The organism is Streptomyces sp. NPDC038707, assembly GCF_040636485.1.
GTDB lineage: Bacteria > Actinomycetota > Actinomycetes > Streptomycetales > Streptomycetaceae > Streptomyces.
The window spans coordinates 187,667-204,467 of sequence record NZ_JBEZUP010000012.1 but is presented as its reverse complement, the minus strand read 5'-3'; the positions used below and the strand labels follow the sequence as shown (position 1 = coordinate 204,467).

At 75.1% G+C, this 16,801-nt stretch carries 11 protein-coding genes; 3 read left to right on the top strand and 8 right to left on the bottom strand.

Annotated elements, in window-relative coordinates:
• Nucleotides 1-55 precede the first annotated feature (55 nt).
• The 8 genes from AB0E62_RS19045 to AB0E62_RS19010 all read right to left on the bottom strand — a co-directional run bounded on the left by AB0E62_RS19045 (nucleotide 56) and on the right by AB0E62_RS19010 (nucleotide 12,210).
• A complete protein-coding gene (locus AB0E62_RS19045) occupies nucleotides 56-2,422 on the bottom strand; it encodes a glycosyl hydrolase family 65 protein (protein WP_362194511.1) in 2,367 nt (788 codons plus the stop codon).
• Complete coding sequence (locus tag AB0E62_RS19040) at nucleotides 2,419-4,539, bottom strand: xanthine dehydrogenase family protein molybdopterin-binding subunit (RefSeq protein WP_362194508.1); 2,121 nt, start codon at nucleotides 4,537-4,539, stop codon at nucleotides 2,419-2,421. The genes AB0E62_RS19045 and AB0E62_RS19040 overlap by 4 nt, the downstream gene beginning before the upstream one ends.
• Before the next feature lie 20 nt (nucleotides 4,540-4,559).
• Nucleotides 4,560-5,555 carry a xanthine dehydrogenase family protein subunit M gene (locus tag AB0E62_RS19035; protein ID WP_362194505.1) on the bottom strand — a complete coding sequence of 332 codons (996 nt, stop codon included), beginning with the start codon at nucleotides 5,553-5,555 and terminating at the stop codon, nucleotides 4,560-4,562.
• Nucleotides 5,552-6,082 carry a 2Fe-2S iron-sulfur cluster-binding protein gene (locus AB0E62_RS19030; protein WP_362194502.1) on the bottom strand — a complete coding sequence of 177 codons (531 nt, stop codon included), beginning with the start codon at nucleotides 6,080-6,082 and terminating at the stop codon, nucleotides 5,552-5,554. The genes AB0E62_RS19035 and AB0E62_RS19030 overlap by 4 nt, the downstream gene beginning before the upstream one ends.
• A gap of 115 nt (nucleotides 6,083-6,197) precedes the next feature.
• Nucleotides 6,198-8,090 carry an ABC transporter ATP-binding protein gene (locus AB0E62_RS19025; protein ID WP_362194613.1) on the bottom strand — a complete coding sequence of 631 codons (1,893 nt, stop codon included), beginning with the start codon at nucleotides 8,088-8,090 and terminating at the stop codon, nucleotides 6,198-6,200.
• Between the two features lie 24 nt (nucleotides 8,091-8,114).
• A complete protein-coding gene (locus AB0E62_RS19020) occupies nucleotides 8,115-9,383 on the bottom strand; it encodes an FAD-dependent oxidoreductase (protein ID WP_362194499.1) in 1,269 nt (422 codons plus the stop codon).
• The gene (locus AB0E62_RS19015) at nucleotides 9,380-10,783 is read right to left on the bottom strand and encodes an FAD-dependent oxidoreductase (RefSeq protein ID WP_362194496.1); all 1,404 of its coding nucleotides are present in this window, start codon (nucleotides 10,781-10,783) and stop codon (nucleotides 9,380-9,382) included. Before AB0E62_RS19015 ends, AB0E62_RS19020 begins: the two co-directional genes overlap by 4 nt.
• Entirely contained in the window at nucleotides 10,780-12,210 is a 1,431-nt protein-coding gene (locus AB0E62_RS19010) for an FGGY family carbohydrate kinase (RefSeq protein WP_362194493.1), read from the bottom strand. The genes AB0E62_RS19015 and AB0E62_RS19010 overlap by 4 nt, the downstream gene beginning before the upstream one ends.
• 268 nt (nucleotides 12,211-12,478) lie before the next feature.
• On the opposite strand from AB0E62_RS19010, the gene AB0E62_RS19005 reads away from it, so the two are divergent.
• From AB0E62_RS19005 to AB0E62_RS18995, 3 genes are all read left to right on the top strand, one after another.
• The gene (locus tag AB0E62_RS19005; RefSeq protein WP_362194490.1) at nucleotides 12,479-13,465 is read left to right on the top strand and encodes a hypothetical protein; all 987 of its coding nucleotides are present in this window, start codon (nucleotides 12,479-12,481) and stop codon (nucleotides 13,463-13,465) included.
• Nucleotides 13,466-13,528: 63 nt separating this feature from the next.
• Nucleotides 13,529-15,064, top strand: coding sequence for an amino acid permease (locus AB0E62_RS19000; protein WP_362194487.1), 1,536 nt, complete (start codon nucleotides 13,529-13,531; stop codon nucleotides 15,062-15,064).
• A 177-nt stretch (nucleotides 15,065-15,241) separates the two neighbouring features.
• A complete protein-coding gene (locus AB0E62_RS18995; protein ID WP_362194484.1) occupies nucleotides 15,242-16,369 on the top strand; it encodes a mechanosensitive ion channel family protein in 1,128 nt (375 codons plus the stop codon).
• Nucleotides 16,370-16,801: the final 432 nt, after the last annotated feature.

The window sequence follows — 16,801 nt, the reverse complement described above, 5'->3', positions numbered from 1 at the left end:
GCTGGAAATCTACTGGTCCGTCCGGGAATGTCGAGCCGGACGCGCCCGGGGCGGCTCAGTCCGGCAGCACCAGCCGGGCCGTCTCCCCCGGCCCGACCGGCACCACCCGGTCGCGCAGCCGGATGTCGATGGGCGAGCGGTCGGAGGCCGGTACGGCGATCTCCAGCAGGCCGCTGCGCAGCCGCAGCCGTACGCCCCAGTGGCCGTGGTAGCGCAGGGTGAAGCCGTAGGAGGACAGCTCGGGCAGCGGGACGGGGTCCAGGCACAGCCCGCCCCGGGTCTCCAGGCCGGTCAGCCCGCGCTGGACGAGGTCCAGGGTGCCGGCCATCGCGCCGAGGTGGACTCCCTCGCCGGTGGTGCCGCCCTGGAGGTCGGCGATGTCGCCGCGCAGCGCCTCCTGGACGAACCGCCAGGCGTCGGCGCGGCGGGCGCGGGCCAGGATCCAGCCGTGGACCAGGCCGCTGAGGGTGGATCCGTGGCTGGTGCGGTGCAGATAGTGGTCGACGGTGGCGGACCAGGTGTGCTCGTCCAGCGGGTGCCCCAGGCTCTGGAACAGGCCGCGCAGTTCGCCGGGTGAGAAGAGGTAGCCGAGCATCAGGACGTCGGCCTGCTTGGACGCCTTGTAGCGGTTGACGGTGTCGCCCTCGGCCTCCAGGATCCGGTCCAGGCGCCGGATGTCGTCGTACCGCTTGCGGTAGCCGTTCCAGTCCAGTTCGGCCAGGTCGGCGTAGCCGTCGAACTGGCTGATCACGCCGTCGTGGAAGGGGATGTGCAGCCGGCGGGAGACCTGCTCCCAGCGGGCGGGTTCGTCCTCGGCGAGGCCGGAGTACTCGGTCAGTTCGCGGCGGCGCGGTTCGGGCAGGCCGGCCAGCAGTTCCAGGGCGCGGCCGAGCACCCAGGCGGCGGTGACGTTGGTGTAGGCGTTGTCGTCCAGGCCGGGGCGGGTCGCGCCGGGGTAGGCGTCGTGGTATTCGTCGGGGCCGACCACGCCCCGGATGCGGTAGCGGCCGAGGTGGTCGTCCCAGACGGCCGAGTCCGCCCAGAAGCGGGCGATCTGGAGCAGCATCTCGGCGCCCTCGCCGTGCCGGAACTCGGTGTCGCCGGTCGCCTCGCAGTACTGCCAGACGTTGTACGCCACGGCGGAGCCGACGTGGTGCTGGAGCCGGGAGTGGTCCGGCAGCCAGCGGCCGGAGCGCGGGTTGAGGTGCAGTTGCTGGGTCTCCTCGCGGCCGTCGCTGCCGCTCTGCCAGGGGTAGAGCGCGCCGCGCCGGCCGAGCGCGGCGGCGGCGTGGCAGGCAGCGTCCAGCCGGCGGTGGCGGTAGCGGAGCAGAGCCCGGGAGACCTCGGGCAGGTGGAGGTTGAGGTAGGGCAGGACGAAGAGTTCGTCCCAGAAGACATGGCCCCGGTAGGCCTCGCCGTGCAGTCCCCGGGCGGGCACGCCGACGTCCAGGTCGGCGGTGTGCGGGGAAAGGGTCTGCAGCACGTGGAAGAGGTGCAGGCGCAGGATGCTGCCCGCCTCGCCGGGCACGTCCAGGGCGGTGCGCCGCCACAGTTGCTGCCAGGCCGTGCGGTGGGCCTCCAGCATCTCGTCGAAGGGGGGCGCGGTGGCGGTCCGGTCGAGGGCGGCGCACAGCGGGTCGCTGATGGCGGGGTCGTGGGAGGTGTGCAGGGCGACGGTCTTGTCCACGGTGGCCGTCCGGCCGGGCGGCAGGCGCAGCCGCAGCCGCTGGACGGCGCGGCGGTCCTCGTCGGTGTGGCGGACCGGTGCCCCGGCGGTGAGCCGGGCGGCGAGGCCGAAGCCGATGTCGGAGGCGCGGGTGCGGCAGCGCAGCCAGACCGTGCCTGGGGCGTCGGCGCCGGCCTCGACGCGGGTGAGGTGGCGGCCGTCCAGTTCCCGGTAGCGGGCGACGCCGGAGTTGGTGACCCGCCCGTCGAGCGCGGCCTCCACGTCCAGGTCGAGGGGGCCGCCCTCGGCGGTGAACTCGGTGCGCAGGGCGGCGAGATGGGGGTCGGCCAGGTGGACCAGGCGGAGCTGCCGCACGAGCAGGCTCCGGTCCGCGCCGAGCGGGTAGCGGGTGCGGCGCTCCAGCACTCCGGGGTCGAGGTGGAGGATCTGGTGGTGTTCGGTGACGGGGGTGGTGTCCGGGGTGAGCCAGTCGCCGTCGGCCGGGCGGAAGCGCAGGGGCAGCCAGTTGGGGAGGTTGACCATGTCCTCGTTCTCGACCCGGCGTCCGGCGACCTCGGAGGTGAGCCGGTTGTAGCAGCCGGCCGCGTAGGTGCCGGGGTAGTGGACGGCGTCGGCGGTGCACTCGGGCAGGGCGCCCCGGGTGGCGAAGTAGCCGTTGCCGAGGGTGCACAGGGATTCCCGCAGGCGTTCCTCGCCGGGCCGGTAGCCGTCGTACTCCCAGGTGGGTCCGGTCACCGTCGTCCCTCGGACAACAGGCCGGACAGGATCCGGTCGGGGGTGAGGGGGAGTTCGCGGAAGCGGATGCCGGTGGCGTGGTGGACGGCGTTGCCGAGGGCGGCGGCGGTGCCGACGATGCCGATCTCGCCGATGCCCTTGCTGCCCATGGGGTTGAGGTGGGGGTCGTCCTCCTCGATCCAGTGGGCCTCGATGTCGGGGACGTCGGCGTGCACGGGCACGTGGTACGAGGCGAGGTCGGCCTCGGTGAAGTCGCCGAACGCCGGGTCCAGGGTGCTGTGTTCGGTCAGGGCCATGCCGAGGCCCATGACCATGCCGCCGGTGAACTGGGAGCGTGCGGTGCGGGCGTTGAGGATCCGGCCGGCGGCGTAGACGCCGAGCAGCCGGCGCACCCGGATCTCGCCGGTGACGGTGTCGACGGCGACCTCGGCGAAGTGGGCACCGAACGCGTGCTTGGCGTACGGGCTGTCGGCGCCGGCCGTGCCGGTGGTGTCCGCGCGGGCCTCGATGCCCTCGGCGGGCAGCGGCCCGGGGTGTGCGGCCAGCCGGGAGGCCAGGTCGGCGCAGGCGTCGTGGACGGCCCAGCCCCAGGAGGCGGTGCCCATGGATCCGCCGGCCAGCGGGGCCGGGGGCAGGTCGCTGTGGCCGACCTCGATGCGCACCCGGTCCAGGGGCACGCCCAGGGCGTCGGCGGCCACCTGGGCGAGGACGGTACGGGCGCCGGTGCCGATGTCGGTCGCGTTGGTGCGGACGGTGAAGGTGCCGTCGGGCAGGGCGCGGGCGGCGGCCGTGGACGGGGCGGCCTGGGCGGGGTAGGTGGCGGCGGCCACGCCGGTGCCGAGCAGCAGCGGGCCGTCACGGCGGACGCCGGGGCGCGGGTCGCGGCCGGCCCAGCCGAAGCGGCGGGCGCCCTCGCGCAGGCACTCCACGAGGTGCCGGCTGCTGAAGGGTTTGCCGCTGCCCGGCTCCCGCTCGGGTTCGTTGCGCACCCGCAGCTCCACCGGGTCCGTGCCGAGGGCGTGGGCGAGTTCGTCCACGGCGGACTCCAGGGCGTACATGCCGGGCGCCTCGCCGGGGGCGCGCATCCAGGACGGGCCGGGGATGTCGAGCGGGACCACGCGGTGGGTGCTGAGCAGGGCGGGGGTGGCGTACATGACGCGGGAGGGCACCGCGGCGTGTTCCACGAACTCGCGCACCCGGGAGGTGTGGGCGGTGACCTCGTGCAGCAGGGCGGTGAGCCGTCCGTCGGGGGTCGCGCCGAGCCGCAGCCGCTGCACGGTGGGGGCGCGGTGGCCGACGGTGGTGGGCAGGTGCCGGCGGGGGTGGGCCAGGGTGACGGGGCGGCCGGTGTGCCGGGCGGCCAGGGCGGCGAGGACGACGTCGGGGCGGGGGGTGCCCTTGGAGCCGAAGCCGCCGCCGACGTGCTCGGAGACGACGGTGACGTGGTCCTCGGGCAGGTGGAACAGCCCGGCGAGCACGGAGGCCACGGTCGTGCCGCCCTGGGTGGAGGTGTGCACGGTGAGCCGGTCGCCGTCCCAGTGGGCGGTGCTGGCGTGCGGCTCCATGGGGTGGTTGTGCAGCGGCGGGGTCCGGTAGGTGACGTCGACACGGACCTCGGCGGCGGCGAAGGCGGCCTCGGGGTCGCCGTGTTCCAGCCGGCCGGGTTGGCCGCCGGCGTCCTGCGGCTCGTAGGCGTCCGGGTGGCGGGGGTCGAGGGTGAGACCGTGGGGTGCGGGGGCGTACTCGACGCGGACCGCGCGGGCGGCAGCGCGGGCGGTCTCCAGGGTGTCGGCGACGGCGAGGGCCACGCACCAGCCGCGGTGCGGCACGTCCGGGCCGCGCAGCACGGCGAGCGTGCCGTCCTCCGGTTCGCCGAGCCCGGCCGCGGCGCCGGGGGTGAGGACGGCGAGGACACCGGGCAGGGCGAGGGCCGCGGCGGGGTCGACGGCGGTGACCCGGCCGTGGGTGACCGCCGCGGGCACGGGCCAGGCCCAGGCGCGCCCGGGCAGGGGGTACTCGGCCGCGTAGCGGGCGGCGCCGGTGACCTTGTGGCGTCCTTCGCGGCGCTCGGCGGGGGCGCCCAGCGCGGTGCCGGTCGTGCCGGTCGTACCGGTCATGGGGGTCCTCCAGGGTCGGCTCAGGCCGTCGCGGGGGCCGGGGCGAGGCGGTTCAGGACGTCCAGGGCGAGGTTGCGGGCGAGGGGCACCTTGTAGGCGTTGTCCCGCAGGGGTTCGGCGTGCGCGAGTTCGAGGGCGACGGCCCCTTCGAATGCCTCGGGGGTGGCGGGGGCGCCGAGCAGGGCGAGTTCGGTGTGCCGGGCCCGCCAGGGGCGGTGGGCGAGCCCGCCGAAGGCGACGCCCACCTGGTCGACGACCCCGTCCGTGACGCGCAGCGCGACGGCGACGGAGGCGAGGGCGAAGGCGTACGACGCCCGGTCCCGGGCCTTGCGGTAGGCCGACGGGACGCCGGCGGTGGCGGCCGGGAGCACCACGGCGGTGATCAGCTCGCCGGGGCGGATCCAGGTGTCCCGTTCGGGGTGTTCGCCGGGCAGCCGGTGGAAGTCGGCCACCGGGAGCCGTCGGGTGCCCTCGGTGCCGTACAGCTCGACCTGGGCGTCCAGGGCGGCCAGGGCGACGGCCATGTCGGAGGGGTGGGTGGCGATGCACTGCGCGGAGTGGCCGAGGACGGCGTGGTCGCGGTGGACGCCGTCGCGGGCGCCGCAGCCGCTGCCGGGCTCCCGTTTGTTGCAGGGTTTGTCCAGGTCCTGGAAGTAGGGGCAGCGGGTGCGCTGGAGGAGGTTGCCGCCGGTGGTGGCGGCGTTGCGCAGCTGGGCGGAGGCGCCCGCGAGGAGGGCCTGGGACAGGGCGGGCCAGCGGTCGCGGACGCGCGGGTCGGCGGCGAGGTCGCTGTTGCGGACGGTGGCGCCGACGCGCAGGGAGCCGTCGGGCAGTTCCTCGATGGTGTCCAGGGGCAGCCGGCCCACGTCGATGAGGACGGCGGGCCGTTCCACGCCGAGTTTCAGCAGGTCGACCAGGTTGGTGCCGCCGGCCAGGTAGCGGGCGCCGGGGTGGGCGGCACTGGCCTCGGCGGCCTCCTGGAGGGTTTCGGGGCGCAGGTATCCGAAGCCGTTCACTCGATCACGTCCTCGATCGCCTCGACGATGCGGGGGTAGGCGCCGCAGCGGCAGAGGTTGCCGCTCATCCGTTCGCGGATCTCGGTCCGGTCCAGCGGGACGGGCCGGCCGGAGGGGACGGCGGGGCCGGTGACGTGGGAGGGGTGGCCGGCCGCGGCCTCGGCGAGCATGCCGACGGCGGAGCAGAGCTGGCCGGGGGTGCAGTAGCCGCACTGGAAGGCGTCGCGGTCGAGGAAGGCCCGCTGGAGCGGGTGCGGTTCCTCGCCGTCGCCGCCGAGGCCCTCGACGGTGGTGATCTCGCTGCCGTCGAGGGCGACCGCGAGCAGGAGACAGCTGTTCAGGCGGCGCCCGTCGACCAGTACGGTGCAGGCGCCGCACTGGCCGTGGTCGCAGCCCTTCTTGGAGCCGGTGAGGTCCAGGTCCTCACGCAGCAGGTCCAGCAGGACGCGCCGGTGGTCGACGCGCAGGGTGTGGGGCTTGCCGTTGACCCGGAGGGTGACCTCGGAGTGGTGGGGTGCGCTGGTCATGGGCGGGGATGACCTTCCGGACGGACGATGCTGCCGATGCTGCCGTGCAGACCGCGTATCCAGTCGCCCCCGCCTCACACGTCCCGGCGGCCGTCCCGCGGGGTGCCGGTGCCGCTCAGCCGGCCGTGGGCGCCGTCGCGGCCACTGTCTCGTCGGGCCCCGCGAACTGGGTGCGGTGCAGTTCGGCGTAGCGTCCCTGGGCCGCCAGCAGCGCGTCGTGGGTGCCGCGCTCCACGATGCGGCCTTCCTCCACGACCAGGATCTGGTCGGCGGCGCGCACGGTGGACAGGCGGTGGGCGATGACCACGGCGGTACGGCCCTCCAGCGCCTCGGTGAGCGCTTCCTGGACGGCCGCCTCGGAGGTGTTGTCCAGGTAGGCGGTGGCCTCGTCCAGGATGACGACGCGCTGCCGGGCCAGCAGCAGCCGGGCGATGGTCATGCGCTGGCGTTCGCCGCCGGACAGCCGGTAGCCGCGCTCGCCGACGACCGTGTCCAGGCCGTCGGGCAGGGACCGGACGACGTCGGCGAGCCGGGCCCGGCCGAGCGCGTCCCACAGGTCGTCGTCGCCGGCGTCGGGGCGGGCGAGCAGCAGGTTGGCGCGGACGGTGTCGTGGAAGAGGTGGCCGTCCTGGGTGACCATGCCGAGGGTGGCGCGCAGCGAGGCGGAGGTCAGGTCGCGGACGTCGGCCCCGCCGACGCGGACGGCCCCCGAGCCGACGTCGTACAGGCGCGGCAGGAGCTGGGCGATGGTGGACTTGCCGGCGCCCGAGGAGCCGACCAGTGCGATGGTCTGCCCGGGTTCGGCGCGGAAGGAGACGCCGTGCAGGACCTCGGTGCCGCCGCGGGTGTCGAGCGCGGCGACCTCCTCCAGGGAGGCGAGGGAGACCTGGTCGGCGGCGGGGTAGGCGAAACGGACGTCCTCGAACTCGACGGCGACCGGGCCCTCGGGGACCTCGCGGGCGTCGGGCTTCTCCTCGATGAGCGGCTTGAGGTCCAGTACCTCGAAGACCCGCTCGAAGCTGACGAGCGCGCTCATCACCTCGACCCGGGCCCCGGCGAGCGCGGTCAGCGGGGCGTACAGCCGGGTCAGCAGCAGGGCGAGGGAGACGACCGCGCCGGGCTCCAGGGTGCCGTGCAGGGCGAACCAGCCGCCGAGGCCGTAGACGAGGGCCAGGGCGAGGGCGGAGACCAGGGTGAGGGAGGTGATGAAGACGGACTGGGCGGTGGCGGTGCGGACGCCGATGTCGCGGACCCGGGCGGCGCGGGCCGCGAACTGGGCCGACTCCTCCTCGGGGCGGCCGAACAGCTTGACCAGGGTGGCGCCGGGGGCGGAGAACCGCTCGGTCATCCGGGTGCCCATGGCCGCGTTCAGGGCCGCCGCCTCGCGCTGCATCCGGGCCATCCGGCTGCCCATGCGGCGGGCGGGCAGTACGAACACCGGCAGCAGCACCAGCGCGAGCAGGGTGATCTGCCAGGACAGGGTGAGCATGACGGCGAGCGTGAGCAGCAGCGTGACCAGGTTGCTGACCACGCCGGACAGGGTGGAGGCGAAGGCGCGCTGGGCGCCGATCACGTCGTTGTTGAGCCGGCTGACCAGCGCTCCCGTACGGGTACGGGTGAAGAAGGCGACGGGCATGCGCTGCACATGATCGAACACGGCCGTTCTGAGGTCGAGGATGAGTCCCTCGCCGAGCGTCGCCGACAGACGCCGGCCGAGGATGCCGAGTGCCGCCTCGGCGAGCGCCACCAGCGCGATGAGCAGGGAGAGCCGGATGACGCCGGCGGAGTCGTGGCCCGCCACGATCGCGTCGACGACGCGTCCGGCGAGCACGGGGGTGGCGACCGCGAGCAGCGCGGTCACCACCCCGATCAGCACGAACCGGATGATGCCGGCGCGGTGCGGGCGGGCGAAGGCGGCGATCCGGCGCAGCGTGGCGCGGGCGAACGGGCGGCGCTGGGACTGCGCGTTCATCACGCTGTGCAGCTGTGTCCAGGCGGTGGTCTCCATGCTCATGCCGACGACGGTAGGACCTCAAGCGTCGTTGAGGTCAAGGTCGGCGTGCGCTGCCCGGCCGGCGCTCACCCGTACCGGTCCGCCCCCGGGGTCGACGCGGTCGTGCCAGCGGGCGGTGAGGGTGAGGGCGCGGTGCGGGAGGGCGGTGCCGGGCAGGAGCCGGGCGCGGTGCAGGAGGCGGCCGTCCTGGTGGACGTACAGGACCGGGCGGGGCAGCGGGGTGCCGGTGCGCAGGAGGTGGCCCTCGGGCCGTGTCCCCGGAGTGACGCGGTTCGGGGTGATGCGGCGCAGCGGCGCGGACACCAGGACGGGGACCCCGGGGTCCGGCCAGGGGGCGCCCGCCAGGTGGGCGAGGACCGCGCGGGCCGCCCGGGCGCCCTCCAGGGCCGCGGTGCGGGCGGGCTCCGCGGCGTGCAGCAGGTCGCCGGCGGCGAAGACGCCGGGGCGCGAGGTGTGCCAGGCGCCGTCGGTCGCGGGCCCGCGGGTGCCGGGGTCGAGGACGAGGCCGCCGCGCCGGGCCAGTTCGTGCTCGGGCACGAAGTCGCCGGTGAACACCACGGTGTCGCAGGGCAGGACCGCCGTGCGGCCGTCCCGGTGCCGGATCCGGACGCCGGACAGGCGTCCGTGGCCGAGGAGCCCGGTGACCGTGGCGGAGGTGAGCAGCGGGATGCCGTGGTACAGCCGGGCCGCCTGGGCGCGGGCGCGGCCGGCCCGGGCCCGCGGGTCCTCCGTGACCAGGGCGACGACTTCGGCGCCGGCCGCGCGCAGGGTGCCGGCCGCCGCGTACGAGACGTCCTCGGCGCCGACGACGACCGCGCGGGTGCCGATGTGCTGCCCGAACAGGTGGACGGCCTGCTGGAGTTCACCGGTGGTGCAGACGCCGGCGGGGCGGGTGCCGGGCACCAGGCGGGCGGCGCGGGGACGTTCGCGGGCGCCGGTGGCGAGGACGACCGCCCGGGCCCGGACGGTCTCCGGTCCGCCGGGGCCGACGGTGGTGAGCGCGGGCCCTTCGGGTGCCCAGTCCAGTGCCGTCACCCCGGTGCGCAGGGTGGCGCCGGCCCCCACGGCGGCCTCGGTGAGCAGCCTGGCGTAGCGGGGGCCGGTGAGCGGGCGGGCCCGGGTGCCGAAGCCGCCGTGGGCGCAGTGCCGGGGCACCCCGCCGGGTTCGGTCTCCCGTTCCAGCACCTCCACCCGCCCGGCGCCGGCGGCGGCCAGCCGGGCGGCGGCGGCGAGTCCGGCGGGGCCGGCGCCGACGACGAGGACGTCCACGTGCCGTACGGCCGTCATGCTCCCGTTCCCCGTTCGAACAGCTCGCGGACCGCCGCCCCGCAGTGGAAGCCCTGGCAGCGGCCGGCCCGGGCGCGGGTGCGGCGGCGCAGCCCCTCCAGGCCGCGCGGCGGGATCGTACTGGCGAGGGCGTCGCGGATCTCGCCCCGGGAGACGCGTTCGCAGTGGCAGACGAGGATGCCGTACTCGGGGTCGGCCGCGATCAGGTCGGCCCGCTGGTACGGGCGCGGGAAGGCCTCGCCGAGCTGGGGCATGGTCACCGGCTCGGGTTCGCGCGCCGGGCCGGGGTCGAGTCCGGCGCCGGCCAGCAGGCCGGTGACGTGGGCGGCGATGGCCATCGAGGCGGTCAGACCGGTGGAGCGGATGCCGCCGACGGTGACGTACGCCTGGCCGGGGTGCGCGGTGATGCGGTAGTCCTCGTGTCCGGTGGCCGCGCGCAGCCCGGCGTAGACGGCGGTGACCTCCTCCTCCGCCAGGGCGGGCAGGACGCGCCGGCCCTTCTCCCGCAGGGCGGCGATCCCCTCGGCGGTGGACTCGGTGGCGTGCCGGTCGTTGAGGTCCTCGGCGGTGGGGCCGAGCAGGACCTTGCCGTGGACGGTGGGCGCGACCAGGACGCCCTTGCCGAGGGCGGTCGGCACGGGCAGCAGGATGTGCCGCACCAAGGAGCGGGCGAACGTGTCGTGGACGAGGAGCTGGCCGCGGCGCGGGGTGACGGTGAAGTCGTCGTGGCCGAGGGCGCGGTCCAGGGTGTCGGCGTGCAGTCCGGCCGCGTTGACCAGGTGGCGGGCGTACAGGGTGCCCCGGCTGGTGGTCAGCCGGTGGCCGCCGTCCCAGGCCACGTCGCGTACGGCGGTGTTCAGGTGCAGGTCGGTGCCGGCGCGCACGGCCTGGGTGGCGTAGGCGAGGGTGGTCGTCCAGGGGCAGATGACGCTCTCGCCGGGGATGTGCAGGGCGCCGAGCGCGCCGGGGCCGAGGTGCGGCTCGCGGGCGTACAGCTCCTCGGGGCCGAGCAGGGCGGTGTCGTGGCAGCCGTTGCGTCCGGCCTTCTCGGCGAGCCGGGGCAGGGCGGCGAGCTGGTCCCGGTCCCAGGCGACCAGCAGGGCGCCGACCCGTTCGACGGGGATGCCGCTGCGGGCGGCGTAGGCGCCGAGCAGGCTGTGTCCCTCGCGGACCAGCCGGGCCTCCAGGGTGCCGGGGGTGGCGTCGAAACCGGTGTGCAGGATCGCGGTGTTGGCCTTGGAGGTGCCCTGGCCGACGTCGTCCTGGGCCTCGACCAGGGCGATCCGCAGCCGGGGGTGGCGGGCGAGTTCGCGGGCGACGGCGCAGCCGACCACGCCGGCGCCGACGACGGCCACGTCGTACGGCGTCCGCGGGAGCGGCCCGGTCGCGGTGACGGTCACGGGCCGAGGAGGGCGGCGACGGCGGCGCGGAACCGGTCGCGGCGTTCGGCGGCCCGGTCGGCCGGGATGCGGGGCTCGTACACGGCGGCGGGTCTCCCGTCGGGCAGGGCGTCCTCGACGCGCAGCCCGGGTTCGGCGCCGAGGCGGGCGAGGGCGGCGGCGCCGAGCGCGGTGGCGTCGGGCAGCGCGGACACTTCGACGGGGCGTTGCAGCAGGTCGGCCTGGGTCTGCATGAGCAGCGCGGAGCGGGTGAGGCCGCCGTCGACGCGGAGCGTGTCCAGCGGGGCGCCCAGTTCGCCCGCGGCGGCCTCGGCCAGCTCGGCGACCTGGGCGGCGATGCCCTCGCACAGGGCGCGCACCAGGTGCCCGGCGGTGGTGTCGAGGCCGAGGCCGGTCAGCGAGCCGCGCAGGTCGCCGCGCCACCAGGGGGCGGCGAGTCCGGCGAGGGCGGGGACGAAGGTGACCCCGCCGCTGTCGGGGACGCTGCCGCCGACGGGGTCGAGGTCGGCGGCGGCGGAGATGACACCGAGACTCGTGAGCCAGTGGACGGCGGAGGCGGCCGTGTAGACCTGGCCGTCCAGGCAGTAGCCGGGGTGTCCGGCGATGCGCCAGGCCACGCAGGAGACCAGGCCAAAGGCGCCGCGCCGGGGCCGGTCGCCGGTGTGCGCGAGCAGGAACGCGCCGGTGCCGTAGGTGCACTTGGCGGTGCCGGGGCCGGTGATCCGCTGGGCGAGGAGGGCGGCCTGCTGGTCCACGATCGACGCGGTGAGCGGGATCTCGGGGCCGAACGCGGTGGTGGTGCCGACCGGGTGGGCGTTGTCGGTGATCTCGGGCAGGCGTTCCCCGGTCAGGCCGTACAGGGCGAGGGCGCGCGGGGACCACTCGGTGCGGTCCAGGTCGAGGAGCTGGGTGCGGCCGGCGGTGGCGGCGTCGGTGGCGAAGGCGCCGGTGAGGCGGTGCACCAGCCAGGCGTCGGAGGTGGTGACGACGCCGTCGCGGGTGAGGTGGCGGCGGATCCAGGCCATCTTGGGCGCGGCGAAGTACGGATCGAGGGGCAGCCCGGTCAGCTGCCGCAACTCCTCGGCGTGGTCGGTGAGTTCCGCGCAGACGGTCGCGGCCCGCCGGTCCTGCCAGACCAGGGCGTCGGTGAGCGGGCGGCCGGTGGCCGGGTCCCAGGCGAGGACGGTCTCGCCCTGGTTGGCGAGGCCGAGCGCGACGACGTCCTCGCCGGCCTCGGCGAGCGCGCGCCGGCCGGCCTCGACCACCGAGTCGTACAGCTCGCGCGGGTCCGCCTCGACCAGGCCACCGGGCAGGTGGCGGGGGTGTACCTCGGCGAAGCCGGTGCCGAGGACGCCGCGTTCGGGACAGACGACGAGCGCCTTGGTGCCGGACGTGCCCTGGTCGACGGCCAGCACCGGCCCCGTCATCGCGCGTCCTCCGCTCCGGCCCTGAAGATCACCGCGCCAGACTGCCGTCGCGGCGGGCCCGGCGTCAAGCGTGCCCACCCGTCCGCACGGCGGGCGGGACCGCTGCTGACTGAATTGTCAACTGCCCTTATTGCTTAGTTGACTTGGCAACAATGGATAGGGCGAACGGTCACCTCTATAGTGACCGCCGACCACGCGTGACCACTTCACCGCCCAGGGGAGGGCCGTTGCTACCTCAGGTGTGCCGGCGGCCGGGGGCCGGCGGCTGATGGCCAGAGACGGAGCCCGCCCCTCCTACGATCCCGCCGGCCCCGACCACGCGCTGCGGGCCGCGCTCCAGGAGCTGCGCACCGGCCGCTGGATGGCCATGCGCACCCTGCTGGCGGAGACCGCCGAGTGGCCGCGGTGGACACAGCGCACCCAGGTGCTGGCGACGGCCGCGGCCGGCACCGACGTGGTGCGGGCCTGGCTCGCCGAGGAGCCGGACAGCGCGCACGCGGCGGTGATGCTCGCCCGGGTCGGCGTGGAGCGGGCGCTGCGGGCCCGGCGGGAGAGGCACCGGCGCACCCACGAGTTGTGGATCGAGGCGTGGGACGCGGCCCAGACGGCCACCGTGGCCGCGCCCCGGGACCCGGTGCCCTGGGTGTGTCTGCTGGCGCTGGCCCAGCTCGATCCGGAGCAGCGCTGGGAGGAGCACCGGGCCGCCCCGCCGGATCCGGCGCTGCCGCCGGGCCCCTGGGAGCTGCTGGCCGAGGCGAACCGGCGCGATCCGTTCAACCGGGAGGCCCACCACCGGATGCTGCAGTTCCTGTACGCGCGGGGCGGGACGGGACGGCTCGCGGAGGCGTCCGGGTACGCGCGGTGGACGGCGGACCGGGCGCCGCAGGGCTCGGCGCTGCATCTGCTGCCGCTGTACGTGCGGGTGGAGCGCTATCGCCGGGACAGCGGGCAGGACGCGGTGCCGACCCTGTACTGGGTGGTGGAGGAGGCGGTGCGGGAGGCGCGGGGGGCACTGGAGTCCTGGTTCGACCGGACGCGGCCGCAGGAGCGCACCCTGCCGGACCTCAACCACCTGGCCCACGCGCTGTGGGGGTCCCGCCGGTTCCGGGAAGCGGCCCGGGTGTTCGAGGCGATCGGGCCGTACTTCACGCCGCCGCCCTGGATGTACCGCACCCGGGACCGGGACCGCGCGGCGGAGGTCTTCACGCAGGCCCGGGACCGCTGCCGGGCCGCCGCGGCGGGATCCGGCCCCTGAACCGCGCACCGGAGCACGCCAGTCCGACAACCGTTCGGCACCCACGACCCGGAGGTCCCCTGCGTGTCCCCCACCCCCGAACCGTCGCCCGTGCCCTCCCCGGGGCTGCCGCAGCAGGACGAGGAGCAGCGTCTGCGGGAACTCGGCTACCGGCCGGTGCTGGCCCGCCGGATGGGCGGCTTCGGCAACTTCGCGATCAGCTTCTCGGTGATCTCGATCCTGTCCGGCTGCATGACCCTTTACGGCTTCGGCCTGAACACCGGCGGTCCGGCCGTGATGCTGTGGGGCTGGGCGGGCGTCGGCCTGTTCGTGCTGTGCGTCGGCCTCGCGCTCGCCGAGGTGACCAGCGCCTACCCGACCTCCGGCGCCCTGTACTACATGGCCGACCGGCTCGGCGGCCGGCGCTGGGGCTGGTACACCGGCTGGCTGAACCTGCTGGGCCTGCTCGGCGCGATCGCCGGCATCGACTACGGCGCCGCCCTGTTCGCCGGGGCGTTCGCCAACCTCCAGTGGGGCTTCGTGCCGACGCCCGGCAGGACCATGCTGGTCTTCTGCGTCATCCTGCTGCTGCACGCGGTGCTGAACCTGTTCGGCGTGCGCCTGGTCAGCCTGCTGAACTCGGTCAGCGTGTGGTGGCACCTGGCGGGCGTGGCGCTGATCGTGGGGGCGCTGGTGACCGTCCCGGACCGGCACCGCTCGGCGTCCTTCGTGTTCACCGAGTTCGTCAACAAGACCGGCTGGGACAACCAGGTGTACGTGGCGGCGGTCGGCCTGCTGCTCGCGCAGTACACCTTCTCCGGGTACGACGCCTCCGCCCATCTGTCGGAGGAGACCTCGCACGCGTCGGTGGCGGCCTCGCGGGGCATCGTCCGCGCCATCTGGGTGTCCTGGCTCGCGGGCTTCGTGCTGCTGGCCGGGCTGACCTTCGCCATCCAGGACTACGACGCCACGCGCACCACGGACACCGGGGTGCCACCCGCGCAGATCATGCTGGACGGCCTCGGCACCGACGGCGCGAGCGCGCTGCTGCTGGTCGTGATCGTCGCCCAGCTGTTCTGCGGGAACGCCGAGGTCGCCGCGGCCAGCCGGATGGTGTTCGCGTTCAGCCGGGACGGGGCGCTGCCCGGCTCGCACCTGTGGCGCAAGGTGAGCGGCCGCACCCAGACCCCGGTGGCCGCGGTCTGGCTGTCCGTGGTCGTGGCCTGCGTGCTCGCGCTGCCGTCGCTGTACTCGGCGACGGCGTACAACGCGGTGACCGCCATCAACGTCATCGGCATCACCCCGGCCTACGCCATCCCCGTGCTGCTGCGGCTGCGCGCCGGCGACCGCTTCCGGCCGGGGCCGTGGCACCTGGGCCGCTGGAGCAGGCCGGTGGGGTGGATCGCGGTCGGGTGGGTGACGTGCGTGACCGTCCTGTTCTGCCTGCCGCAGACCTCGCCGGTCACGGTGGGCACGATGAACTACGCCTCCGTCGCGCTCGCCGTGGTGCTGGTCCTCGCCACCGTGTGGTGGTTCGTCGCCCGCCGGTCGTACGGCACCCCCACGGCCGCCTACGGCAGCGGCCGTGACCAGGCGGATTTCGCGGAGGGCATCGTCTGAGCGCGGGGCGTGCGCGGTACGGACCGGTGTGCGGGATGCGGCAGGATGAACGAGCGCGCCGGTTCCCGGAGTTCCTCCGGCCGGCGCGGTCGCACATCCCGGACATCGAGCAGGTGACAACGTGACGAGACTTCACAACCGGCCTCCCGCAGCCGCCGAGCGCCCCGGAGGTGACCGGTGAACCGCACGCCGACCCTGGACGACCTCGTCCTCGCCGGCATCGCGCTGGCGGCGGGCCTGACGCTCGCCTTCATGTCGCGCACCCTGCTGCGCTGGCTGGCCAAGCACGCCAAGCGGACCCGCTGGAGCGGGGACGACGTCATCGTGGACGCGCTGCGCTCGGTCGTCCCCTGGGCGGCCATCGCGGGCGGCGCGGCGGCGGCGACGGCCGTGCTGCCGCTGAAGGGGGCCGTGCAGCACCACATCAACGAGGTGCTCCAGGTCTGGGTGATCGCCGTGGTGACCTTCTCCGCGGCCCGGGTCATCGCCGGCCTGGTCCGCTCGGTCACCCAGTCCCGCTCGGGGGTGGCGGGATCGGCGACCATCTTCGTCAACATCACCCGGGTGCTGGTGCTGGCCATCGGCTTCCTGGTCGTGCTGCAGACGCTCGGCATCTCCATAGCGCCGCTGCTCACCGCACTGGGCGTGGGCGGTCTGGCCGTCGCACTCGCCCTCCAGGACACGCTCGCCAACCTCTTCGCGGGCATCCACATCCTCGCCTCCAAGACCGTGCAGCCGGGCGACTACATCCGGCTGAGCAGCGGCGAGGAGGGTTATGTCGTCGACATCAACTGGCGCCAGACGACGGTCCGCCAGCTCTCCAACAACCTGGTGGTCATCCCCAACGGCCAGCTCGCCAAGGCCAACATGACCAACTACACCCGGCCCGAGCAGGAGCTGACCGTACTGGTGCAGGTGGGGGTGAGTTACGACTCCGACCTGGAGCACGTGGAGCGGGTGACGGCGGAGGTGGTCACGGAGGTGATGCGGGACGTCACGGGCGCCGTCCCGGACCACGAGCCCGCGATCCGCTTCCACACCTTCGGCGACTCCCGGATCGGCTTCACGGTGATCCTGGGCGTGGGCGAGTTCAGCGACCAGTACCGGATCAAGCACGAGTTCATCAAGCGCCTGCACCGCCGCTACCGCGCCGAGGGCATCCGCATCCCGGCCCCCACCCGCACGGTGGCCCTCCAGCAGGGTTCGGTGACCATCCCGCACCAGCGCAGCCCCGAGGACACGGACGCGGTCTCGGAAACCCCGGCCGTACAGCCCCCGGACCGACGGCCGGGGGGAACGCCGTAGGGGGCCGGGGCGGGGGCCGTAGAAGCCGGCTCCGAGGGTCGTGGGGCGTAAGGGGCTGAGGAGGGTCACAGGGGCCGGGACCGGAGGCCGCAGGAAGCCGGGCGGAAGGCCGTGGGGGGCCGCCGGGGCGGGCAGCCGCAGGGCGCCGGGCCGGAGGAAGCCAGTTCTGTGAACCTCGGGCGACCGGGCCGTAAGGCCACGGGGGCCGGACCGGAAGATCGCACGGCGTCAGGCCGAAAGGCCGGAGGGGTGCCGGCACTGCGGGCCTCATGAGACCGGACCGGAAGGCGGGAGATGGCCGGGCCAGGAGGCCGCCGACGGGCAGCCGGCACCACAGCCTCAGAAACCAGACCCCGGGGCCCACAGGCCGCCGAACCCACAAAACCCCAGGGCCCCAAACCGAAAAGCCGCAGGCACCAGACCACAAGGCCT